Origin of the sequence: Pseudomonas sp. URMO17WK12:I11, from assembly GCF_007677725.1 — a bacterium.
GTDB lineage: Bacteria > Pseudomonadota > Gammaproteobacteria > Pseudomonadales > Pseudomonadaceae > Aquipseudomonas.
In genome coordinates this window covers 90,740-115,124 of the sequence record NZ_VEDF01000012.1, presented here as the reverse complement: position 1 = coordinate 115,124, position 24,385 = coordinate 90,740, and the positions used below count along the sequence as shown (strand labels likewise).

The window sequence follows — 24,385 nt, the reverse complement described above, 5'->3', positions numbered from 1 at the left end:
ACCACCTCGGTACCCTTGCGCGCGCAGGCGTCGGTTTGCACCGAGCTGGCATGGGCCGCGTCTGCGGCACTTTGCTGGGTGCTGACCTGGGCGGTGATGTCGGTGGCGAACTTGACCACCTTGTACAGCCGCCCTTTGCTGTCGAAGATGGGGTTGTATGAAGCCTCCAGGTAAACGGTCTGGCCGTGCTTGTTGACCCGCTCGAAACGGTGCGAGTGGTACTCCCCGCGATTGAGCGAGGCCCAGAATTCACGATACCCGGCCGACTCGCGCTCATGAGGGTGACAGAACAGGCCATGATGGCGACCTTGCACTTCCTCGAGCTGGTAGCCCATGGTGTCGAGGAAATTTCGATTGGCTGTGCTAACGCGCCCCTGTGGGGTGAACTCCACCACCGCCATCGACCGGCCGATGGCGTTGAGCAGGCTTTCGCTCTCGTGCTCTTGCTTGATCCGCTGACTGATGTCGGCCGCCACCTTGATGACGCTGCTGACCTGCTGCTGCTCGTCGAGCACCGGCATGTAGCTCGCCTCCAGCCACACCTCGCGCCCCGCCTTGTCGATCCGCTCGAAGGTGCCGCTGAGCGCCCTGCCCTGGGCCAGCTCGCGCCAGAGCTGCTGGTACTCGGCACTGCTGGCATAGGCAGGCTCACAAAACAGCCGGTGGTGCTTGCCGCGCAATTCGTCCGCGCTGTAACCCATCGCCTGGCAGAACTGCGCGTTGGCATCGAGGATGGTGCCGTCAGGCGCGAACTCGATCATCGCCATGCAGCGGCTGATCGCTGCAAGCTTGGCCTGGACCTGGGCCAAGGCCGCGTGGCTGCGCTGGATTTCAAGGAGGTCAGACTTGCGATGAAAATCGAACATGGCGCGTCCTTGCTGGGCGGATTTTTCATGAGCATAGATCGCCCTTGTCGCCCTGCAAGCCGCCTTTCATCACCCGGTGAAGGTGCCTGGCGCGCGCCAACCCGCAGGCTTCAGGAGCTTTCGCGCACCATCAGCTCAAAGCCCAGATCCTGCTGCTCATCGCTGACCCGTTTACCGTCGAGCAAGGCCAGTAACGCCTGCGCCGCGCTACGCCCGACGGCGGCCCGCGGCGTGCGAATGGAGGTCAGGCGCGGCACCATGTGGGCGGAGGCCGGCAGGTCGTTGAAACCGACCATGGCGACTTCGCGCGGCACCTCGATGCCCTGGCGCAGCGCTTGCAAAACCGCGCCTTGAGCCAGGTCGTCGTTGCAGAAAAATATGCCGTCGACGTCGGGTGCCTGCGCCATCAGTTGGCTGAACAGCTCGCTGCCCAATGCGATGGAAGACGGTTGCGGGGCAAGAACCTCCAGCTCGCTGGCATGCAGGCCGGCCTCGCGCAGTGCCTGCCGAAAGCCCTCGGCGCGTTGCATCACGCGTGGGTCGAGCTGCGCGGCAATGAATGCCAAACGGCGCCGGCCTCGCTCGATCAGGTGCCTGGCGGCAGCACGTCCTGCCTGCTGCTGGGAAAAACCGACCGACAACGTGCCGGGCTCGCCGCCCAGCTCCATCATGTGCACGCAGGGCACGGCGCTGGCGGCGAGCATCTGCCGCGAAGCGTCGCTGCGATCAAAACCTGTGAGTAGCATGCCGCAGGGTTGATAGGCCAGGTAATTGCGGATCAGGTTCTCTTCTTCATCGATGTCGTAATGGTAGTTGCCGATCAGCACCTCCAGGCCGCGCGGGCGCATCACATCGTGAATGGCCTCGAGCGTATCGATGAACAGCTGGTTGGACAGCGACGGGATCAACACCACCACCGATTGGCTGCGCGCCGATGCCAGGGCGCGGGCCGCCGGATTGGCGACGTAGCCCAGGCTCGCGGCAGCGGCCATGACTTTCTCGACCAGCGCAGGTGCAACCGTGCTGACACCGCGCAACGCGCGTGAGGCGGTAATGGGGGAAACCCCAGACAACCTGGCGACTTCTGCCAGGGTGGGACGACCGGTGGTACGTGAGCCTATGCGCGCCATGGAGTGTGTAATTTTTTACCGCTTGCAGGATGAAGGAACGGCCACTAAGGTAGCGCTGTCTCAGGACGCAGGCAAACCTAATCTTCAGTGCTGCGCCTGCAGCACGCTGCCGAGCGTCCATACTGCGTTAGGACAAGATCAATAACACCGGGGAGACGGCTGTGCGTTCGCTTCAAGACAGCGCTGTCTCACCCCGCAGGAGGTACTGATGAATTCTTCCCTGTCTGCCATCGTGGTGATGGGCGTGGCCGGATGCGGCAAAAGCTGCGTCGGCGCCGCCATCGCCTTGCGAAGCGGTGGTCGCCTGATCGAAGGCGACGCCTTTCACCCTGCCGAAAACATCCGCAAGATGAGCGCGGGCATCCCGCTCGACGATGACGACCGCGCCGGTTGGCTGGTGCGCCTGGGCGAGGAGCTGCAAGCGGTCATGAAAGCTGGCGAGCGGCCGATCCTGACCTGTTCGGCGCTCAAGCGCAGGTACCGCGATACCCTGCGCGCAGCTGTCCCTGGGCTGGTTTTCGTGTTTCTCGAACTGACCCCGGAAGAAGCTGAGAAGCGTGTGCTCGCTCGCCCTGGACACTTCATGCCAGCGAGCCTGATCGACAGCCAGTTCGCCGCCCTCGAGGCGCCCCACGGTGAACCTTTGACCGTGCCGCTGGATGCCACCCAACCCATTGCCGTGCTGGCCGAGGCGGTAGATGCCTGGCTAAAGCCGCACGGTGAGCGGAGCCTGGCGCAGACTGCCTGAACCGGCGGTTTTTCCGGCTCACCAGAGACAGCGCTGTCTCGACGCCTCGCGGCGGTAAAAGTTCAACCCAACGTTACGCCAAAAAACAACGATAAGATCGAGGCCTTACTATCATGTTCGGACTGGCTACAGATACCTTCCTGCTGCTCGATGCGCTGGTCACCATCGTCGGGCTGATTGTGCTGATCACGCATTTCAAGGTGCACCCCTTCGTCGCCCTGACCCTGGCCGCAGGTTTTCTCGGCCTGACCTCAGGCATGCCGGTGGCCAAGGTCATGAAGTCGTTCCAGGACGGCTTCGGCGGGGTGCTTGGTTTTGTCGGCATCGTGCTTGCCTTGGGTACCATGCTGGGCAAGCTGATGGCCGACTCTGGCGGGGCCGACCAGATCGCGCAGACGCTGATTCGCGCCTTTGGCAAAAAGAATGTGCACTGGGCGATGATGTTCGCCGCGTTCCTCGTGGGCATTCCCCTGTTCTTCGAAATCGGCTTCGTGCTGTTGATTCCGCTGGTGTTCATCGTCGCCCGCCGCTCGGGCGTATCGCTGATCAAGATCGGCATTCCGCTGCTGGCCGGCTTGTCGGTGGTTCACGGGTTGGTGCCTCCGCATCCAGGGCCGCTGCTGGCGATTGGCATCTTTCACGCTGACATCGGCAAGACCATCTTTTACGGCCTGCTGGTAGCGCTGCCGACGGCAGTGATCGCCGGCCCCCTGTTCGGCAATTTCATCGCCCGCTACATCCCTGGCAACCCGTCGCAGGAGCTGATGGATCAGATCGCCAAGGAGTCGGACCAGAGCAACCTGCCCAGTTTCACCATCACCCTGGTCACGGTATTGCTGCCGGTGGCCCTGATGCTGCTCAAGACGTTCGCCGACGTGGTATTGCCGGCCGAGCACATCTTCCGCCAATGGATGGACCTGATCGGCCACCCGATCACTGCGCTGCTGGCCGCCTTGCTGCTGGCCTTCTATACCTTTGGCTCGGCACGCGGGTTCAGCCGCCAGCAGATCATGAAGATGCTCGACCAGAGCCTGGCACCGACTGCGGCCATCGTGCTGATCGTCGGTGCCGGTGGTGGCTTCAAGCAAATGCTGGTGGACACCGGCGTGGGCAATGTCATCGGCCAGATGGCGGTCCAGGCCGAAATCTCGCCGATCCTGCTTGCGTGGTTGGTGGCGGCGGTGATTCGTATCGCCACGGGCTCTGCGACCGTGGCCACCATTACCGGTGCCGGTATCGTCGCGCCCGTGATCGACCTGGTGCCTGGGGTCAACCGTGAACTGCTGGTGCTGGCCACCGGCGCCGGCTCGCTGATCCTGTCGCACGTCAACGATGCAGGCTTCTGGCTGGTCAAGCAGTACTTCAACATGACCGTGGCAGAGACCTTCAAGACCTGGAGCATGATGGAAACCATTCTTTCGGTGGTCGGCATCATCTTCATCATGCTGCTGTCGACGGTGGTTTGACCGCTGATCGGGTCCATGGCACCTGAGGTTGACGCACAGGCTCCAACACGTGACCCCAATCGATGCAAAGGAGCCTGCCATGACCCGATCAACCCTGCTGTTGGCTGCCCTGCTGACCTCGCCGCTGGCCCTGGCGGTGGGCACTGGCCCAACCTATCCCGATGATCCGCACAACCCGGCGCCACAGCCGGGTGTGGACAGTACCCTCAACCCGATTGAGAAGCCCATGCCGAGGGATACCGATCCACGCCTGCAGGGCAACGACCCTGACAGTCCTCCGACCACAACCAAGGACAACCGCGACCTGCCTGGCATGGACGGCACGGGCTCGGAAGGCGCCGGCGGCGAAGGTGGCGGCGCACAGCGCTGACGCGTGCGCTCAGTAATCGAAGCGATCGACCGCGCGGCGTCGTTCATTGTCGTCGCGCCGGTCGTAACTGGCCGTGGTCTGGATGTTGGCATGGTGTGCCAATTTCTGAGCAATCGACAGATCATGCTCCTCAATTACCCGAGTGATGAACGCGCGGCGAAAATCGTGCGGCATGATCTTCACGCCCACCTGCGCACCGCGCTGTCGTGCGATGTAGTAGATCGCATGCTTGGTGATCCTGGCACGGGTGATGTGATTGCCTCGGCGGATCCGGTTGAACAGAAATGAGTCATCCGCCGCGCCTGCAGGCAATGCATCACGGCGAACTTGCAGCCACGCATTGAGTTTGTCGAATGCCCACGCCGGGGCATATTTGATCAGTTGGCGATTGCCTTTGCCTGTCACCTGCAGGCTACGCGCTTCAAAATCGACTTGCTCAAGGTCTATGTCCACCGACTCTGACTTGCGCATGCCGGTGCCGTACAGCAAGGCAATGATCGCCGCATCGCGAATCCCTTGAGGCCGCGGATCGGCCTCGCAGACGTCGATCAACTCTCGGATCAGGCTGCGCCGCAAGTTGCGGCCCGGCGGCAGGCGGCTGCCGGAAGCTGGCTTGACCTCACGCATGCGCAGCAAGTGCTCATGATCGATCAGGCCCTGGCGCCACGCTTCATTCATCACCCCGCGCACCGCATTGACGTACAACGAGGAGCTGTTGGGCGCATAGCCGTCGGTACGCAGTGCTGCCACCAGACCGATCACATGGCCCGGCTCCAGGCGGTGCCAGGGCACCTCGGACAGATTGCAGTCGATGAAGCCAAGCCGGTCGGCTGCATCTTGCAGAATGTAGCGCATGGTCTGCTGGCTGGAAGGTGCCAGGCGGGCAAGGTATTGCAGCAATGGGTTAGGCGGTAGATCGGACAAAACAGGAATCCTGCAGCGAATCGGGGGGCAACTGACCGCCATGGTACCGTAAAGCGCAGCGCGTGATCGAACCGGGACTGCCGTCGGCAGTCTGTGCTGTAAAGGGATTGGCCCTGACCGACAGCTGCGAGACCCTATGGCGCTTCATCGCTTGACCCGCACTCATCCCCGCCTGAGCATCGCCGCGCTGGTCGGCGTCGTCGGTGCCTGGCTGCTACCGGCCGACGACCCGATCCAACGCATGCTCGCGGGCTGGAACTGCGGTGTGTGGCTGTACCTGCTGCTGGTGTTGTGGCTGACCTGCAGCGCCAGTGCGGACAAAGTGCGGCAGGTCGCCCAGGTGGAGGACGAAAATGCCCGTCTGGTCCTGTTCGCGGTCTGCCTGGCCGCGATTGCCAGCCTGGCGGCGGTCACCTTGCAGTTGGCGTCGAGCCGCGGCTTGCATGGCAGCGCCCAGGCTTTGCACTACCTCTACACCGGGCTCACAGTAGCGGGTTCATGGCTGCTCATTGGCTGCATATTCAGCCTGCATTACGCACGCCTCTTCTATACCCACGATGGCTCACAACCAACGCTGCGTTTCGCTGACGACGAGCGCAACCCGGATTACTGGGATTTCCACTATTTTTCTTTCACCATCGGTGTCGCAGTGCAGACCTCCGATGTCGGGGTGGGTGGTCGGGCCATGCGCAGGGTGGTGCTGGCGCAATCCTTGGTTGGATTCGTCTTCAATACGGCCATTCTAGGCTTCACCATCAATATTGCGGCCGGCTTGCTCGGCTAGGTCGACCAAGACCGGCAATGCCTACCGCCCGTCAGAAAGCTACAGCGTGCTGGGTCAGCGCAACTTCGCCGAATGAACGCGATGTGCCTTTAGAATGTGGCAGGCAAGCGTTTGCGCACGCCTATCCGGCTGCAAGCGCCATCGCCGAGCAATGTGAACGGTTTCATGGGCTCGAACAATTGCCTTATTTCACCAGCATTGTGGTCTATGTCAGGTGCTATCGTTACCTTCCCGACAGCCCCGCCAGCGCCCATTCGCCGAACAGGTCCCGATGCGGACAAGGAGGCAGGCATGAACAAGATGACGTTTCCCAATGCTTGCCAGGTAATGCGCTGGCACTTTCATCCACTGGGCTTCGAAGCCTGTATGGATGCCCCGCGCAGCATGGTCGTCCGGTTGTTCGATCGTGCCACGGGCGAGACCTTGCTGGCCATTGCCGGCATCCCGTGCACGGCCATCATGGCCGCAGCGGACGTCGAACGCATCATCGAAGCGGTCGAGGTCGAACTGGACACGTTCGCCCCTGTGTTGCCGCTGCGCGAAGTCGGCTAGATAGCCAGGGCGCGCTGCAGATGCCAGGCTTGCAAGTTGGCCATGAACTGATCCGGCGGCACGGGCTGGCCAAGCAAATAGCCCTGCAGGGCATCGCAGCCCAGATGGGTTAGAAACGCCTGCTGCCCTTCGGTCTCGACCCCCTCCGCCACGATCCGCAGCCCTAGCGCCTGCCCCAGTGCGACGATCGCGGTAATGATTGCCGCATCGTCGCTGTCCTGCTCAAGGTCACGCACGAAACCGCGGTCGATCTTCAGCTCATTGGCCGGCAGTCGCTTGAGGTACATCAAGCTGGAATAGCCCGTGCCGAAGTCATCGATGGACAAGTCCACGCCCATGTCCGCGAGGCGCTGCAGTACGTTCAGGCTGACGTCGGCATCGTGCATGGCCGTGCTTTCGGTGATTTCCAGCGTCAGGCGGTTGGCTGGCAGACCGTTGGCCTGCAAGGCACGGGCGACGCTGTCCACCAGGCCGGCATGGCAGAACTGAATGGCCGATAGGTTCACTGCAATGCGCCAGCCCGCATACCCCTCATCGAGCCACAGCCGCATCTGCCGGCACGCTTCATCCAGCACCCATTCCCCGACCGCGATGATCAGACCGGTTTTTTCTGCCAGCCCAATGAAACGGTCCGGGGGTATGAGGCCGTGTACCGGATGCTCCCAGCGCAACAATGCCTCGGCGCCGATCGCGACGCACGCCTGGGCGTCGAACTTAGGTTGGTAATGCAGCCGAAACTGGCGCTGCTCGAGGGCTACACGCAGGTCCTGCAACAGTTGCAGCTGCTGGCGGGCGTTGCTGTTCATCGAGGCATCGAAGAAGCTGTAGCCGTTCTTGCCGACGCTCTTGGCGTGATACATGGCGGCGTCGGCATTGCGCAGCAACTCCAGCTGATCGTGGCCGTTGCCTGGGTACAGCACGATCCCGAGGCTGGCGGTCAACTGCAGCTCATGCTCGGCTACGCAAAAGGCCCGGGATACCAGGTTCACTTGCTTGACCGCTACGTCCATGGCGTCTTCAGGCTCGCGCAGCTCGACCAGCAGGACAAACTCGTCGCCGCCGATGCGGGCGAGGGTATCCTGACTGTGCAGATGACCGCGCAAGCGGCTCGCGACGGCCTTCAGGAGCAGGTCACCGACGTGATGGCCAAACGCGTCATTGACCGGTTTGAAGCCATCCAAATCAATGAACATCAAGGCAAAGCAGCCGCCCTGCTCCGCCACTTTGCCAATCGCCTGGTCGATCCGGTCGGCCAGCAGCGTGCGATTGGGCAACCCGGTCAAGGTATCGTGCAGCGCCAGCTGGGTAAGTTCCTGGTTGGCCAGGGTCAGGGAGTGGGCCAGCGCTGCGGTGCGTGACTCCATGCGCGCATCGAGCACCGAGGTGAGCAACGCCACCGCCAGCACCGCCAGGGTGGTGATCAGTACCAGGTAGACCAGACCATTGCCCTGCAGCCCATTGGCCAGGGCGCCGCAGTAACTGCCTTGCGGAAAATTCGCTGCAGCCATGCCGGTGTAGTGCATACCGACGATGGCAAAGCCCATGAGCATGGCCGCAAGGCCGCGAATCTGCCGCACGTAGGGCGTGTGCAGACGCAAGCGGAAGGCAATCCACAGGGCGGCTGCCGATGCGCCGACGGCTATCGCCAGGGATGCTGAGAACAACGCCGGGTCGTAGTCGATTCCAGGCAGCATGCGCAGCGCCGCCATGCCGGTGTAGTGCATGCAGGCGATGCCGGTGCCCATGATCAGCGCGCCGAGCGCCAATTGCCAGGCGGGCAGCTGCGGCTGATTGACCAGCCACAGGGCGAAGCCTGAAGACAGCACGGCGATCAGCAGGGAAAAGGCAGTCAGGCCGATGTCATAGCCCAGATCGACCGGCAGGCTGAAAGCGAGCATGCCGATGAAATGCATCGACCAGATGCCGATGCCCATGGCCAGCGCGCCGCCGACCATCCACAGCGGCACTGCCCGGCCTTTGGCGGTGGCGATGCGCCCTGTCATGTCGAGGGCTGTGTAGGAAGCCAGAATGGCTACGCAGAGTGAGATCAGTACCAGCGCAGAGGAATAACTACCGGTCAGCATTCGGATTACCAGGGTCGGGTCAAGGGGGCCCGAAAAACTGACGATTGTACTCAAGCTTTGGCGAAACGCACGGGGTTTATGCGAATGGGAATGGATCCAATGAGCGCGTTCTACGCTGTAAACCCGCGAAATAGAGGCCTCCCCACCCAGATAGCGGCATTCTGCCACCTGTCGCTTGACTCACCTGTGGCACGTGTTGCCGCCACAGGTTCCTGTCAAACAGGTCAGATTTCAGCCCAGCGCATCACTGTTGCTCGGCAAATGCCTGATCGGCGTCCCAGCCACCACCCAACGCGGCGATCAATTGCACGCTGGCCACCAGGCGGCCTTGCAGCAGATTCAGCACACTGCGCTCGTTACTCAGCGCCGTGGTTTGCACATTGACGACGTCAAGGTAGCCGATCAGGCCGGCACGGTACTGATTCTCGGTCAGCCGCAATGATTCGCGCGCAGCATCGAGGGCCTCCTGACGCACCCCGGCTTCATCGGCATACACCTTCAGCTGCACCAGGTAGTTTTCAACTTCGCGGAAACCGTCGAGTACCGTTTGCCGGTATTGCGCCACGGTTTGATCGTATACCGCCTGGACCCGGTCGACTTCGGCGCTGCGCTTACCGGCATCGAACAAGGTCAGGGCCAGTTGCGGCCCCACCGACCAGTAGCGGTTGGGCAACTCGATCCAGTTGTTGAAGCTGCTGCTGGAGTAACCACCGCTCATGCTCAGGCTCAGGTCGGGAAAATACGCGGCGCGGGCGACGCCAATGTTGGCGTTGGCCGCCATCACGTTGCGCTCCGCCGCAGCGATATCCGGACGCCGCTCCAGCAGCTGCGAGGGAAGCGTCACCGGGATCTGCGGCAGCGCCGGGATGGTCTTGCTGTCGGCCAGGGAAAAATCGGCCGGCGCCCTGCCGAGCAGCACGGCAATGGCATTCTCGAACTGCGCCCGTTGCCAGATCAGGTCGATCAGATCGGCCTGGGTGGACTTGAGCTGGGTCCGCGCCTGGGCCACTGCGTCCGGTCCGGATACCCCGGCACGGTACTGGTTCTCGGTCATGCGCAGCGACCGCTCGTAAGTGGCGACGGTTGCCTCGAGCAGGCGCTTCTGTTCATCGATCACGCGCAGCTGCAGGTAGTTCTGCACCAGTTCCGACTGCTGGCTCAAGCGAATCGACGCCAGGTCGGCAAAGCTTGCTTCGGCGCTGGCTTGGTTGGCATTGAGCGTTTCGCGCAGCTTGCCCCACAGGTCGATCTCCCAACTCACACCCAACTGCGCGTTGTAGGTGTCACGGATACCGCTGCTGTTGTTGGACAGGCTGGAGCTGGAGCTGCCCGTCCCTTGCGCCGAGCGATTCTTAGTGGTGGTCAGGTCCAGCGTGGGGAACAGCGAAGCGCGGCTGCTGCGGATCAAGGCCTGTGCCTGCCGGTACTGCGCTTCTGACTGGGCAACCGTCTGGTTGCTGCGATTGAGCTCTTCGACCAGGGCGTTCAGCCCGCTGTCACCGTAAATTTCCCACCAGGCACCGCGGGCGATGGCATCGGACGGTTTGGCTTGAGTCCAGCCGTCGGCCTGTTTGTACTGCGCCGGGGTGCTCAGCGTCGGGCGTTGATAATCCGGGCTCAGGGTACAAGCACTGAGCATCACCAGGCAGAGCCCGGCCCCGGCCAGGCGTGAGCCGCGGCCCCGAGTCAGCAGTTGCAAGGCACGGTGAAGTGGAGTCTGGGCGAAGTTCATAGCGGCGTATCCAGCGAGGCGTCGGTGCGTACACCGCGCCAATGGTTGAAGCGATGACGCAGGCGGTCCAGGTACAGGTACACCACAGGCGTCGTATAAAGGGTCAACAACTGGCTAACGACCAGCCCGCCGATGATGGTCAGGCCCAAGGGCTGGCGCATTTCCGCACCTTCGGCGCGGCTCAGCATCAACGGCAGGGCGCCGAGGATGGCCGCCAGGGTGGTCATCAGAATCGGCCGCAGCCTGAGCAGGCAGGCACGGCGGATCGATTCTTCTGGGCTCAAGCCTTGGTGGCGCTCCAGTTGCAACGCCAGGTCGATCATCAGGATGGCGTTTTTCTTCACCACCCCAATCAGCAGGAACAAGCCCAGCAAGGAGATCAGGCTGAACTCGCCACCGGTCGCGTACAACGCCAGCAATGCGCCAACGCCTGCCGAAGGCAAGGTCGACAGAATCGTCAGCGGGTGGATGTAGCTCTCGTACAGAATCCCCAACACCAGGTACACCAACAGCAGTGCGCCGAGAATCATGAACGGCTGGCCTTTCTGGGTTTCGGTGAAGGCACTGGCGGTGCCGCCAAGCTTGGCGATCACGCCTTCGGGCAGGCCGAGCCGGGCCACGGCGCGTTCGACTGCCGCCATGGCCTGATCGGGGCTATAGCCTGCGGCAACGTCGAAGGCGATGTCTTCCGAAGCAAACTGGCCTTCATGGCTGACGCGGTCGTTCGCCAGGCTGTTTTCGTAGCGGGCAATGGTCGACAACGGTACCCGAGCACCGTCGCTGGTGATCACCTGCACCTGCTCCAGCGTGCTGGGGTCCCAGGCATATTTGGGGTTGATCTCCAGCACCACCTGGTACTGGTTGAGGCTGTCGTAGATGGTCGAGATCTGGCGCTGGCTGTAGGCGTTATTGAGCACCGCCGTGACCATGTCCATGTCGATGCCCAGGCGCTTGGCCTGGTCCCGGTCGACCACCAGCGTCACCTGCTGCGTGCCGGAGCCGTCGCGGGCGTCGATCGCGGTCAGCTCCGGCAGTGCACGCAGGGCCGCGACCACCTTCGGGAACCACTGACGCAGCGCCGCCAGGTCGCCGCTCTGCAGGGTGTACAGATACTGCGATGAGGTCTGGTCACGCCCCCCGCCACCGAGCTGCAAGTCCTGGTCGGCCATCAGAAACAGGCGCCCGCCGGGCACCTTGGGCATCTCTTTGCGCAGGCGTTCGATGACTTTCTGTGCGTCTTCACGGCGTTCGGCGATGGGCTTGAGGCGCACCAGCACGAAGGCGTTGTTGGTGCCGCTGTTGCCGCCGATGAAACCGGCCACGCTTTCTACCGCTGGATCGGCCAGCAGCGCCCGGCGATAGATTTCCATCTTTGGCTGCATGACGCTGAACGACAAGCCATCGTCGCCGCGAATGAAGCCCTGCAACTGGCCGGTATCCTGCTGCGGGATGAGGGTCTTGGGCACCACGACGTACAGCGCAATGTTCAGGCCGATGGTAGCCAGCAGACTGATCAGCGTCAGGCGCCGGTGACGCAAGGCCCATCCCAGGCTGCGGTCATAGGCATCGACCATGCGCTTGTGCACCTTGTCGCTCCAGCGTTGCAAGCGGGTTTGCTGGCTGCGGTGGGGTTTGAGCCAACGCGCACAGAGCATTGGCGTCAACGTCAGCGATACCACCAGCGACACGATGATCGACGCTGCCAGGGTGATCGAGAACTCCTGGAACAGGTTGCGCACGATGCCGCCCATGAACAGGATCGAGACGAACACCGCCACCAGCGAGACATTCATCGACAGCAAGGTGAAGCCGACTTCCTTGGACCCCAGGAACGCGGCGCGCATGGGCGGCTGGCCGTCCTCGATATGCCGGGAGATGTTCTCAAGCACCACGATGGCGTCGTCCACCACCAGCCCGGTGGCAAGGATCAGCGCCATCAGCGACAGGTTGTTCAGGGAAAAACCGCACAGGTACATCACCGCGAACGTGCCGACCAACGAGACCGGCACTGCGAGGCTCGGAATCAACGACGCCCGCAGGCTGCCCAGAAACAGGTAGACCACCAGTATCACCAGCACCACGGCGATTAGCAGGGTGTGCTCGGCTTCCTTGAGGGTGGCCTTGATCACCGGCGAGCGGTCCATGGCCACGTTCAGTTGCACGCTTGCCGGCAGCAGCGATTGCAGCGCCGGCAGCTGCGCCTTGATCTGGTCGACCGTCTCGATGATGTTGGCACCGGTTTGCCGGTTGACCACCAACAGGACAGCGCCCTGGTCGTTGAAGAAACCGCTGTTGTAGCGGTTCTCGACGCCGTCAGTGATCGTGGCCACATCGGACAGGCGCAAGATCGTGCCATTGGACTGGCGGATGACGATCGGCTGGTAATCCTTGGCTTTTTCCAGCTGGTCGTTGGCGCGCACCTGCCAATTGCGCTCGGCATCTTCGACGAAGCCCATCGGCCGGCGCTGGTTGGCATCGGCCACGGCGCTGCGTACTTCGTCCAGCGACAGGTTGTACTGGTTGAGCAGTTGCGGCTCGACGGCAATGCGCACGGCTGGCAGCGAGCTGCCGCCGATCTGCACTTCCCCTACCCCGCTGACCTGGGCCAGGCTTTGCGAGAGGATGGTGTCGGCCAGGTCGTACAGCTGGCCCTTCTGCAGCACGCTGGAGGTCAGCGACAACACCATGATCGGCGCTTGCGAAGGGTTGATCTTCTTGTAGGTGGGCATGCTGCGCATGCCGCTTGGCAGCAGGTTGCGCGTTGCGTTGATCGCCGCCTGCACCTCGCGCGCCGCGCCATCGATGTCGCGGCCCATCTCGAAGCCGATGATCACTCGCGTCGAGCCCTGGTTGGAGCTACTGGTCAGGGTGGTTACGCCGGCAATACTGCCAAGCTTGCGCTCAAGCGGCGTGGCCACGGTCGCGGCCATGACCTCGGGGCTGGCGCCGGAGAGGTTGGCCTGCACCACGATCACCGGAAAGTCCATCTGCGGCAGTGGCGAGACCGGCAAAAGGCCGAAACTGACGCCGCCGAGGAGCATGATCGCCAGGCTCAGGAGCATGGTCGCCACTGGCCGGCGAATGAACGGCGCGGACAAATTCATGCCTCGGCCTGCTGCGCATCAGTGGCTGGCCGCCAACGGCGCGCCAGGCGGTCGAAATACAAGTAGATCACCGGCGTGGTGAACAAGGTCAACACCTGACTGACCAGCAAGCCGCCGACCATCACCAGGCCCAGCGGCTGGCGCAACTCGGCGCCTGAGCCGGTGGCCAGCATGAGCGGCACCGCGCCGAACAGTGCCGCCAAGGTGGTCATCAGGATCGGCCGGAAGCGCAGCAGCGCCGCCTGGTAGATCGCCTCGTGCGGCGCCATGCCCTGGTGCCGCTCCGCTTCCAGGGCGAAGTCGATCATCATGATGGCGTTCTTCTTGACGATGCCGATCAAGAGGATGATGCCGATGATCGCGATCATGCCCAGGTCGTTGCCGCTGAGAATCAACGCCAACAACGCACCCACCGCAGCCGATGGCAGGGTCGAGAGAATGGTGATCGGGTGGATGTAGCTCTCGTACAGCACCCCCAGCACGATATACATGGTGACCACCGCCGCCAGAATCAGCAGCAAGGTGCTCGACAGCGACGCCTGAAACGCTGCCGCAGCGCCCTGGAAGCGAGTCTGGATGCCCAGCGGCATGCCGATGTCCTGCTGCACCTGGCCGATCACCTCCACCGCCTCGCCCAGCGAAGCCCCGGCCCCCAGGTTGAACGACAGGGTCACTGCCGGGAACTGGCCGATATGGGAGATGGCCAGCTGCGCCTGGCGCTGCTCGATGTGCGCCAATGCCGACAGGCGTACCTGGCCACCGTCGGTCGCCTTGACATGTATCGACTCCAGCGCCGACGGGCCGATCAGCGCCGCATCCTGGGCCTGCAGCACCACACGGTACTGACTGGCCTGGGTATAGATGGTGGAGATCTGCCGCTGACCGAAGGCATCGTACAAGGCGTTGGTGATCTGCGCCACGCTGATGCCCAAGCGGCTGGCCATGTCCCGGTCGATCACCAGGTACACCTGCAGGCCTTTGTCCTGCAGGTCGCTGGCGACGTCCTGCAACTGCGGGCGTTGTCGCAAGGCCTCGACCAGCTTGCCGCTCCATTGCGCCAACAGGTCGGCATCAGGCGACGATAGGCTGAACTGATATTGGGTCCGGCTGACTCGGTCCTCGATGCTCAAGTCCTGCACCGGCTGCATGAACAGGCGAATGCCCACCAGCTTGTCAAGTTGCGGTTGCAGCCGCTCGATGACTTCACTTGCAGTCAGGTCGCGCTCGCCGTGGGGCTTGAGGTTGATCAGCAGACGACCGCTGTTGAGGGTGGCGTTATCGCCATCGACCCCAATATAGGACGACAGGCTCTGGACCGCCGGGTCTTGCAGGATGATCGCGCTCAGCGCCTGCTGACGCTCGCTCATGGCGGCGAACGAGGTCGATTGCGGCGCCTCGGAGATGCCTTGGATGACCCCGGTGTCCTGCACCGGGAAGAAGCCCTTTGGCACCGCCAGGTACAGCAGCACCGTCAAGGCGAGGCTGGCCACCGCCACCAGCAGGGTCAGCGGTTGGTGCCTGAGCACCCACTGCAAACCGCGCCCATAGTGTTCGATGAGCCAGTCGATCCAGGCGCCGCTGGCGCGGTAGAAACGGCCCTGCTCTTCAGGCTTGGGTTCGCGCTTGAGCAATCGTGCGCACATCATGGGTGTCAGCGTCAGCGACACCACCAGCGAAATCAGGATCGCCACTGCCAGGGTAATGGCGAACTCGCGAAACAGACGCCCTACCACGTCGGCCATGAACAGCAGCGGAATCAACACCGCGATCAACGAGAAGGTCAGGGAAATCAAGGTGAAGCCGATCTGCCGCGCGCCCTTGAGCGCAGCTTGCAAGGGTGTTTCACCTTCCTCGATATGCCGCGAGATGTTCTCGAGCATGACGATGGCATCGTCCACCACGAACCCAGTGGCAATGGTGAGTGCCATCAGGGTCAGGTTGTTGATCGAAAAACCGGCCAGGTACATGACGCCGAAGGTGCCGATCAGCGACAACGGCACGGCGATCGATGGAATCAGGGTGGCGCTGAAACGACGCAGGAACACGAACGTCACCATCACTACGAGCACGATGGCGATCAGCAGCTCATGCTGCACGTCCTTGACCGCTGCGCGGATGGTTTGCGTACGGTCGGTAAGCACCGACACATCCAGGCCCGCTGGCAGGTTTTCGGTGATCGACGGCAGCAGTTGCTTGATGCGGTCGACGACCTCGATGACGTTGGCACCCGGCTGGCGCTGAATATTGAGCAGCACCGCCTGGTTCTGGTTGGCCCAGGCCGCCAGGCGCTCGTTCTCGGCGCCGTCGACGATCTCGGCAACGTCGCGCAGGCGCAGGGGCGCGCCGTTGTTGTAGGCCAGGATCAGGTTGGCGTATTCCTCGGGCGAGCGCAGCTGATCGTTGGCATCGAGCATCGACACTCGGGTCGGACCGTCGAAATTGCCCTTGGGCTGGTTGACGTTGGACGCCCCGATCAACGTGCGTACATCATCAAGGTTCAGGCCGTTGGCCGCCAGGGCGTCGACGTTGACCTTGATCCGCACCGCCTGGCGCTGACCCCCGGCGATGCTGACCATGCCCACCCCGCTGATCTGCGCGAGCTTCTGCGCGACACGGGTGTCGACCAGGTCGTTGAGCTTGGGCAACGGCATGGTCTTGCTGGAAATGGCCAGGGTCAAGACCGGCGTGTCGGCGGGGTTGACCTTGTTGTACACCGGCGGGGCCGGCAAGTCGCTGGGCAGCAGGTTGCTGGCGGCGTTGATCGCGGCCTGCACCTGCTGCTCGGCGACGTCCATGTTCATGTCCAGGCTGAAGCGCAGGGTCAGTACCGAGGCCCCCCCGGAACTGGTCGAGGCCATCTGCTCCAGGCCGGGCATCTGGCCGAACTGGCGCTCCAGCGGCGCGGTGACCGCGCTGGTCATGACCTGCGGGCTGGCGCCGGGGTACAGGGTCATGACCCGGATGGTCGGGTAGTCGACCTGGGGCAAGGCCGACACCGGCAGCAGCTTGTAGGCGATCAGGCCGGCCAGCACGATGGCCAGCATGGTCAGCGTGGTCGCGACCGGCCGCAGAATGAACAGGCGTGACAGGTTCATGCGCCCGCCTTGGCTGGCGCTGTACCCGAAGCTGCCGGGTCACTCTGCGCCGAGCCCTTGGCGTCCTGCCCCTGCAACTGCTGCCCAGGGGTGGCCGGCACCTGCGAACTGTCCTCGACCACCTCGACCTTGGTGCCCTCGCGCAGACGGTCGGTGCCTTCGAGCACCAGACGGTCACCGGCCTTCAGGCCGTCGAGGATCACGCTGTTCTGGCCATCGCTTGGGCCGACCTTGAGCGTGCGAATGTTGACCGTGTTCTCGCCGTTGACCACATAGGCGAACGAGCCTTCGTTACCGAACTGCACCGCCGCCGCGGGGGCCATGACCACTTGCTTGAGGGTATCGGCCAGCAGACGCACATTGACGAACTGATTGGGGAACAGGGCCAGATCCTTGTTCTGGAAGAGCCCCTTGAACTTCAGGGTGCCGGTGGTGGTGTCGATCTGGTTGTCGATGCTGCCCAGCACACCGGTCGCCTGCAATTTGCTGTCGGTGCGATCCCAGGCCTCGACCGGCAGGCTGGCACCGCTGCGGTAGCGCTCGAGCACCGTGCCCAGCTCGGTTTCCGGCAAGGTGAAGGCGACGTTGATTGGCTCGGTCTGGGTGATCACCACCAAGGCGGTGGTGTCGTTGGCAGCGACCAGGTTACCCAGGTCGAGCTGACGCAGGCCCACTCGACCACTGATGGGCGCGCGGATCTGGGTGAACTCAAGGTTCAGACGCGCATCGTTGACCTGGGCCTGATTGGTCTTGACCAGACCGGCGAACTGCGCAACTTGCGCCTGGGCGGTGTCCAGGGTCTGTTTGGCGATGCTGTCCTGTTCGTACAGGCCTTGGTAACGCGCGACATCGACCTGGGCGTTCTTCAACTGCGCCTGGTTCTGCGCCAGCGTACCTTCGGCCTGCTGCAAGGCGATGCGGTACTGGCGCGGATCGATTTCGGCCAATAGCTCGCCGGCCTTGACCTGCTGACCTTCCTTGAAGTGGATTTTCACCAGCTCGCCCGCAACGCGGCTGCGCACGTTCACGGTGTTGGTCGCGGTGACCGTGCCCAGGGCTTTGTAATACAGTGGGAAGTCACCTACGCGCACCGGCTCCACGCGCACCGGCACCGGGTCGGTCGAACCGCCGAAACCGGGCCTGCCCATGCCCTTGCCCGCGCGCCCGGCGCTGGCGTCCTTATGCTCAGGTGCTGCCGCCGGCCACAACCACCAGGCCAGCAAGGCCACCAGCAGCAGGATCAGCAGGCCGACGAGCCAGCGACGAGGGGATCGGGAGTTGGACACTTGCATGGGTTGAACGAACCTTGTTCAGAAAATGGCGGCTTGGGAGGGTGAACGATAAGCACTGGCAGTGTTTTAGCAAAGGTCCTTTACCAGAGGTTTACCTTTGCCTTACGTTGCCAAAAGCTTGAACTTTAAATGAAAACGGCCCGGAAAGCGTTCCGGGCCGTTACACGGTGTTGCTTGGAGCAAGGGTGGGCCGGCGAGTTCCGGCACCTGCCCTGCCCCAGGCCGTCCCGTTACTTCAGCACAGCCAGGGCTGCTTCGTAGTTCGGCTCTTCAGCGATCTCGCCGACCAGCTCGCTGTGCAGCACTTTGTCTTGCTCGTCCAGCACCACCACGGCGCGGGCAGCCAGGCCGGCCAGCGGGCCGTCGGCGATGGCCACACCGTACTGCTCGAGGAACTCGCGGCCGCGCAGGGTCGACAGGTTCTTCACGTTTTCCAGACCCTCGGCGCCGCAGAAACGCGCCTGGGCGAACGGCAGGTCGGCGGAGATGCACAGCACCACGGTGTTGTTCAGCTCGTTCGCCTGGGCGTTGAACTTGCGTACCGAGGTGGCGCAGGTCGGGGTATCGACGCTTGGGAAGATGTTCAGCACCTTGCGCTTGCCGGCGTAATCCTGCAGCGACTTGTCCGCCAGGCCTTCACCGACCAGGGAAAATGCCGGCGCCTGGGCGCCAACCTGCGGCAGTTGGCCGTTGACCTGAACCGGATTGCCTTTGAGAGTCACTTGAGCCATGACGAAATCCTTATGCGGGGTTTGAAAAGGACACTGAGTTAAGCATGAAGGCGCGCGGGTGCCTATGGGCAGGCGCGCAAATTGTTCGATCACGGGGCATTTTCTGTGAACAATAAAAAGCCCGGAACGCCAAAGGCGCTCCGGGCTGCTCTGCAGCGCGGGCGGCGGCGAATCAGCCGATCAGGCCGTACACCACCGAAGTCAGGGCGACCAGGCCGATCACCACCACGAAGATGTTCGACAGCGCACCGCTGTATTGGCGCATTGACGGCACCCGGCGAATGGCGTACATCGGCATCAGGAACAGCAGCACGGCCAGGATCGGCCCGCCCAGCGACTCGATCATGCCAAGGATGCTTGGGTTGAGGGTGGCGACGATCCAGCACACCACCAGCATCAGGGCCGCGACCACGCGGTCGAGGGTCTTGGCTGCCGGGCGCGCGCCGGTCTTGGCGATGATGCCCTTGAGGCCCTCGCTGGCACCGATGTAGTGGCCCAGGAAGGACTTGGCGATGGCGACGAAAGCGATCAATGGTGCGGCGAAGGCGATGGCCGGGTTGCTGAAGTGGTTGGCCAGGTATGACAGGATCGACAGGTTCTGCGCCTTGGCTTCGGCCAACTGAGCGCTGTCGAGGGTCAGCACGCAGCTGAACACGAAGAACAGCACCATCACCACCATCAGCAAGTGCGCGCGGCGCAGGATCTGCCCGCTGCGCGCGTCGGCGTGCTCGCCATAACGGCGCTTCTGGTCGACGGCGAAGGCCGAGATGATCGGCGAATGGTTGAACGAGAACACCATCACCGGAATCGCCAGCCACAGCGTGTGCAGGAAAGCCGAGCCGGACGGCACCTGTGCAGCGCTGTCAAGAATCCCACCGGTCCAGTGCGGAATCAGGTACAGACCCAGCAGCCCCAAGGCCACGATGAACGGGTAGACCAGCAGGCTCATCACCTTGACCGTGGCCTGCTCGCCGCAGCGCACGATGGCCAGCAGGCCGAGGATCAGCACGAACGACAACAGCACCCGCGGCGGTGGCGCCATGTGCAACTGATGCTCGATGAAGCTGCTGACGGTGTTGGTCAGCGCCACGCTGTAGATCAGCAGGATCGGGAAGATCGCGAAGAAGTAAAGTACGGTGATCAGTGCACCGGCCTTGATGCCGAAATGCTCCTCGACCACCTCGGTGATGTCGCCGCCGCTGCGCCCGGACAACACGAAGCGGGTCAAGCCACGGTGCGAAAAATAGGTCATGGGAAACGCCAGCGCAGCGAGGATCAGCAACGGCCAGAAGCCGCCGAGGCCGGCGTTGATGGGCAGGAACAGCGTGCCTGCACCGATGGCTGTGCCAAACAGGCCCAGCATCCAGGTGGTGTCGTGACGCGACCAGTTGCCAAGGGTGGCGGGGGTCGATTCTGCATAGCGTTGCTCAACGCTTGGGGCCTGCTCATTCATTCCGGGTGACGCTCCACTCGCAAGACTGCAACAGGCTGAGAATGGCGAAACGCTGCGATCGCCCAACTCAACCGGATAAAGAGGGGCGCGATTGTGCACCGAAAGGTTGCACTTGCGAAGCCTTTTTCCGAGGGGCGGTTGCACTTGTCTTTACAAGCGCAATAGCGTGGGGAAGGCCCGGAACATTATTGACCGAAAAGTCAGCGCCACGGCCCGTGGCCGCTGACTTGCAGAGAAGGGCCGCGACGCGGCCCGGTACACGCTTACTGCTGCACTGCCGCGAAGGCTTCGGCAACCCGTTGCAGGTTGGCCGGACGCAGCCCCGACATGCACACCCGACCGCTGTCGATCAGGTACACGCCGAACTCATCGCGCAGGCGACGCACCTGCTGCACGCTGAAACCGGTGTAGCTGAACATGCCGCGCTGACGCAGGAAGAACTGGAAGTCCTGGTCGGGCAGCAGCACCGCCAGGGCATCGACCAGGGCCTGGCGCATGGCAAGGATGCGCGTGCGCATCACTTCCACCTCGGCCGCCCATTGGGCATTCAGATCGGCGTCGGCAAGCACGCCTGCCACCAACTGGGCGCCAAAGTTGGGCGGGCTGGAATAGTTGCGGCGCACCGTGGCCTTGAGCTGGCCGAGCACGCTCAAGGTGGTGGCTTCGTCGTCACAGACCACCGACAAGCCGCCGACACGCTCGCCATACAGCGAGAAGATCTTGGAGAACGAGTTGCTCACCAGGCACGGCACACCGGCGCGGGCCATTTCACGAATGGCGAAGGCGTCCTCGACCAGACCCTGGCCAAAGCCTTGGTAGGCGATGTCGAGGAACGGGATCAGCTGGCGCGCCTTGACCACCTCGACCACCTGCTGCCACTGGCCCTGTTCCAGGTCGACGCCGGTGGGGTTATGGCAGCACGGGTGCAGCAGCACGATGCTGTTGGCGGGCAAGTGCTGCAGCGCAGCGAGCATGCCGTCGAAGTCGACGCCGCGGGTGGCCTGGTCGAAATACGGGTAAGTGTTCACCTGGAAGCCCGCGCCTTCGAAGATGGCGCGATGGTTGTCCCAGGTTGGGTTGCTGACCCAGACCTGCGACTGCGGGAAGTACCGCTTGAGGAAGTCGGCCCCCACCTTGAGGGCACCGGAACCGCCGACGGTCTGCACGGTGGCGACCCGCTTGCCGGTGACCGCAGGGTGATCGGCACCGAACAACAGCGCCTGAATGGCTTCACGGTAGCTGGCCAAGCCTTCCATCGGCAGGTACAGCGAGGCCTCGTGGGCTTGGCCGGCGAGGCGCTTTTCCACCGCATCCACTGCCTTGAGCTGCGGCACCACACCGGCCTCATCGTAGTACAGGCCGATACTCAGGTTGACCTTGTCGGCGCGCGGGTCGGCCTTGAAGGTTTCCATCAACGAGAGAATCGGGTCGCCGGCGTAGGCATCGACATGTTTGAACACTGCGTGCAGCTCCTTGGATCAGGACAGTTCGGAATGACTGCCCCGAGAATACCCGGAGTCGAGGCCCAGGAACATCACCTGCGTGCAAGGTTGTCTATGCAACCTTGCACAGCCGCGCGCTGCGCCCACTGCCGGACCGCCTCGTCACTCAATTGCGCAGGGCTTGCAAGGCGTCGAGTTCCTGCTGGGTCAGCGCCACCCCCTGCTGTGCGGCGATGGCACGCTCGCGATAGCGCCGCTCGCCAGGCAGGCGCGATAACCCGGCGGCCTGCATCTGCGCAACGAGTCCGGCGCTGCGCTGGGCGAAGTGACTGCCTTGTGCCTTGCTGGGGTCGATGACGATGATCAACTGCCCGGTCCAGGGCGTTTTCGCGCCCGGGTGCCGGGACCAATCGAACTCCCAGGAAAAATGCCCCCCGGTCAGTGCGGCGGCCAGTAACTCGACCATCATCGACAGCGCCGAGCCCTTGTGCCCGCCGAACGGCAATAGCGCGCCGCCGTCGAGAATCGCCTTGGGGTCGCAAGTCGGCTGACCCAGGGCATCCACACCGATGCCGCTTGGCAATGCCTGGCCGGCGCGTGCGGCGATCTGTACATCGCCATGGGCCATGGCGCTGGTGGCCATGTCGAAGACGATGGGCTGCTGGCCGGCGCACGGGGCGGCGAAAGCGATTGGGTTGGTGCCGAACAGCGGCTTGCGGGCGCCATGCGGCACCACGCAGGTCATGCTATTGACCACGCTCAGCGCTACCAGGCCCTCTTCGGCAAAAGGCTCGACATCTGGCCACAGCGCGGCGAAGTGATGCGAGTTGCGAATCGCCAGCACGGCGATGCCGGCGTTGCGCGCCTTGTCCAGCAGCAGCGCGCGTGCTGCAGCCAGGGCTGGTTGGGCGAAGCCACCGGCGGCATCGACCTGTACGAAGCCTGCGGCGACATCGGTGACATGAGGCGTGGCGCGACCATCGACCCAGCCGCTGTCGAGCGTCGATACATAGCCCGGCATGCGGAATATGCCGTGGCTGTGCGCGCCGTCGCGCTGGGCCGAGGCGCAATTGTCAGCCAGCACGGCGGCAACCGTCTCGCTGCAGCCATGGTGCTCGAATATCTGCCGCAGCAATTGGCGAAGGTCGTGCAAGGGTATGCGGGTCAGCGGGCTGGCCGTGGAAGCGGACATCTGAAGCTCCTGAGTTGGAATTGTGCAAGCGACAGGGATGCTGTGCAACGACAGCCTTTTAAATGACAGAAAATGCGCGTCTCGACCAGCAAGATCATCCACGCGGTGCCGAACATTGCAGCGCTGCAATGAGCCGACTGCGTCGTTAAATATTATTGACCTCAACCCGCGGCAAACCCTTGCCGGCTGAGGCTCGCATCGCTTCAGCCCCCGAAATACGGCGCCCAAGGCCCCTTTCCCTTGTTTGACATATCGAACGGCTCTGGCAAGCTAGCACCAAGCCCCGACCGGAATCGCCCAGTGACGAGCCGGCAGTGCTCGGGACTTCAGGTAGCACTTGCAGGCCAACGCCGTGCACCTGCACAACAACGACAGGCAGAGCCCTGTCATAAGGTGACATATGTCCAACAGCAACATTGGCAACAAGCAACCTTCCCTGCGCAAACCCGTCGTCCTGATGACCATGGGTAGCCAAGAGCGCAAAGGCCATGATTATCAGGTCATGACCCACAAATACATCACCCCGCTGGTCGACTTCGCCGATTGCGTCCCGGTCCTGGTGCCTACTTGCTGTGGCATCGAGGATCTGCAGACCTATCTGGACATGGCCGACGGTGTGTACCTGACCGGTGCCGGCAGCAACATCGACCCTGCCCTGTACGGCCAGGAAAACCAAACGCCGGGCAAGGGTCAGGACAAGAACCGCGACCTGTTCGATATCCCGCTGGTCAAGGCAGCGCTCAAGCGTGGCCTGCCGATTTTCGGGGTCTGCCGCGGCATGCAGGAAATCAACGTGGCCCTGGGCGGCGACATCTACCAGAAGGTCTACGCCGAACCTGGCTTCAACGATCACCGGGAAAACCCGGAAGATCCGGTCGAGGTGCAATACGCCCAGGTCCACAGCGTGACCATCGAACCTGGCAGCTGGTTGCATGAAACGTTGGGCACCGATCAGATTCGTGTGAACTCGTTGCACGGCCAGGGCCTGCGCAATCTCGGTCAGGGAATCGAAGCCATCGCCCGTGCCGAAGACGGTTTGGTCGAGGCGATTCACGCACCGAGCCTTTCGCCTTTCCTGTTCGCGGTGCAGTGGCACCCGGAGTGGCAGGCGGCGAGCAACCCAGACTCGATCAAGATCTTCCAGGCCTTCGGCGATGCCTGCCGCGCCCAGGTGCGCAAAGCCCAGATCAAGCGCCAGCAGGCCGCCTGATCCGCTGATTCAGCTTCGTTAGCTTTGATCGCGGGGCGGCGCAAGGCCGCCCCCGCTTCCCCGGTCACCCTCTGCTGGTCCCAGAACACCTCCCGTGGATGCGGGCGGCGGGCGCGTGCCTGTCTCCGCGATCTTTTTTTCCCAAGAGATATGATGACTGCCCTGTGGCCGTCTGGCGTCTTATGCGCCTGCCCGTGCGGCTTATCGCGG

17 protein-coding genes and 1 pseudogene are annotated in these 24,385 nt (G+C 63.0%); 6 read left to right on the top strand and 12 right to left on the bottom strand.

Annotated features, from left to right (window positions below; translation table 11 throughout):
• Positions 1-83 precede the first annotated feature (83 nt).
• A pseudogene (locus tag FS665_RS24005) lies at positions 84-761 on the bottom strand (PAS domain-containing protein); the annotation flags it as partial.
• Between the two features lie 215 nt (positions 762-976).
• Positions 977-1,996 carry a LacI family DNA-binding transcriptional regulator gene (locus tag FS665_RS20200; protein ID WP_145192587.1) on the bottom strand — a complete coding sequence of 340 codons (1,020 nt, stop codon included), beginning with the start codon at positions 1,994-1,996 and terminating at the stop codon, positions 977-979.
• Between the two features lie 208 nt (positions 1,997-2,204).
• Between FS665_RS20200 and FS665_RS20195 the strand changes: the two genes are divergently transcribed.
• The 3 genes from FS665_RS20195 to FS665_RS20185 all read left to right on the top strand — a co-directional run bounded on the left by FS665_RS20195 (position 2,205) and on the right by FS665_RS20185 (position 4,580).
• Positions 2,205-2,744, top strand: a complete 540-nt coding sequence (locus FS665_RS20195; protein WP_145192584.1) for a gluconokinase — start codon at positions 2,205-2,207, stop codon at positions 2,742-2,744.
• A gap of 113 nt (positions 2,745-2,857) precedes the next feature.
• Complete coding sequence (locus tag FS665_RS20190; protein ID WP_145192582.1) at positions 2,858-4,210, top strand: GntP family permease; 1,353 nt, start codon at positions 2,858-2,860, stop codon at positions 4,208-4,210.
• A 79-nt stretch (positions 4,211-4,289) separates the two neighbouring features.
• Positions 4,290-4,580 (top strand): hypothetical protein, encoded by a 291-nt coding sequence (locus FS665_RS20185; RefSeq protein WP_145192579.1) that lies wholly within the window; start codon positions 4,290-4,292, stop codon positions 4,578-4,580.
• A gap of 9 nt (positions 4,581-4,589) precedes the next feature.
• On the opposite strand, the gene xerC is transcribed toward FS665_RS20185, so the two are convergent.
• Positions 4,590-5,504, bottom strand: coding sequence for a tyrosine recombinase XerC (xerC, locus tag FS665_RS20180; protein ID WP_145192576.1), 915 nt, complete (start codon positions 5,502-5,504; stop codon positions 4,590-4,592).
• A gap of 136 nt (positions 5,505-5,640) precedes the next feature.
• Here xerC and FS665_RS20175 point away from each other — a divergent pair, with 136 nt between their 5' ends.
• The gene (locus tag FS665_RS20175) at positions 5,641-6,288 is read left to right on the top strand and encodes a DUF1345 domain-containing protein (RefSeq protein WP_145192573.1); all 648 of its coding nucleotides are present in this window, start codon (positions 5,641-5,643) and stop codon (positions 6,286-6,288) included.
• 291 nt (positions 6,289-6,579) lie between these two features.
• The gene (locus tag FS665_RS20170; RefSeq protein ID WP_145192570.1) at positions 6,580-6,840 is read left to right on the top strand and encodes a DUF1652 domain-containing protein; all 261 of its coding nucleotides are present in this window, start codon (positions 6,580-6,582) and stop codon (positions 6,838-6,840) included.
• Here the strand turns inward: FS665_RS20170 and FS665_RS20165 are convergent.
• From FS665_RS20165 to FS665_RS20125, 9 genes are all read right to left on the bottom strand, one after another.
• A complete protein-coding gene (locus tag FS665_RS20165) occupies positions 6,837-8,924 on the bottom strand; it encodes a bifunctional diguanylate cyclase/phosphodiesterase (protein ID WP_145192567.1) in 2,088 nt (695 codons plus the stop codon). The genes FS665_RS20170 and FS665_RS20165 overlap by 4 nt on opposite strands.
• A gap of 244 nt (positions 8,925-9,168) precedes the next feature.
• Positions 9,169-10,656, bottom strand: a complete 1,488-nt coding sequence (locus tag FS665_RS20160) for an efflux transporter outer membrane subunit (RefSeq protein WP_145192564.1) — start codon at positions 10,654-10,656, stop codon at positions 9,169-9,171.
• Positions 10,653-13,760, bottom strand: coding sequence for an efflux RND transporter permease subunit (locus tag FS665_RS20155; RefSeq protein WP_145192561.1), 3,108 nt, complete (start codon positions 13,758-13,760; stop codon positions 10,653-10,655). Before FS665_RS20155 ends, FS665_RS20160 begins: the two co-directional genes overlap by 4 nt.
• Positions 13,757-16,855 (bottom strand): MdtB/MuxB family multidrug efflux RND transporter permease subunit, encoded by a 3,099-nt coding sequence (locus tag FS665_RS20150; protein ID WP_145192558.1) that lies wholly within the window; start codon positions 16,853-16,855, stop codon positions 13,757-13,759. Before FS665_RS20150 ends, FS665_RS20155 begins: the two co-directional genes overlap by 4 nt.
• Positions 16,852-18,147, bottom strand: a complete 1,296-nt coding sequence (locus FS665_RS20145; protein WP_145192556.1) for an MdtA/MuxA family multidrug efflux RND transporter periplasmic adaptor subunit — start codon at positions 18,145-18,147, stop codon at positions 16,852-16,854. Before FS665_RS20145 ends, FS665_RS20150 begins: the two co-directional genes overlap by 4 nt.
• A 230-nt stretch (positions 18,148-18,377) precedes the next feature.
• Complete coding sequence (tpx, locus tag FS665_RS20140; protein ID WP_145192553.1) at positions 18,378-18,878, bottom strand: thiol peroxidase; 501 nt, start codon at positions 18,876-18,878, stop codon at positions 18,378-18,380.
• Positions 18,879-19,050: 172 nt separating this feature from the next.
• A complete protein-coding gene (locus tag FS665_RS20135) occupies positions 19,051-20,331 on the bottom strand; it encodes a serine/threonine transporter (RefSeq protein WP_145192550.1) in 1,281 nt (426 codons plus the stop codon).
• 263 nt (positions 20,332-20,594) lie between these two features.
• Positions 20,595-21,791: an amino acid aminotransferase gene (locus tag FS665_RS20130; protein WP_145192547.1), complete on the bottom strand. Its 1,197-nt coding sequence runs from the start codon at positions 21,789-21,791 to the stop codon at positions 20,595-20,597.
• A gap of 148 nt (positions 21,792-21,939) precedes the next feature.
• Positions 21,940-22,965, bottom strand: coding sequence for an Ldh family oxidoreductase (locus FS665_RS20125; RefSeq protein WP_145192544.1), 1,026 nt, complete (start codon positions 22,963-22,965; stop codon positions 21,940-21,942).
• Positions 22,966-23,365: 400 nt separating this feature from the next.
• Between FS665_RS20125 and FS665_RS20120 the strand changes: the two genes are divergently transcribed.
• Entirely contained in the window at positions 23,366-24,175 is an 810-nt protein-coding gene (locus FS665_RS20120; protein ID WP_145192542.1) for a gamma-glutamyl-gamma-aminobutyrate hydrolase family protein, read from the top strand.
• The last annotated feature ends 210 nt before the right edge of the window (positions 24,176-24,385 follow it).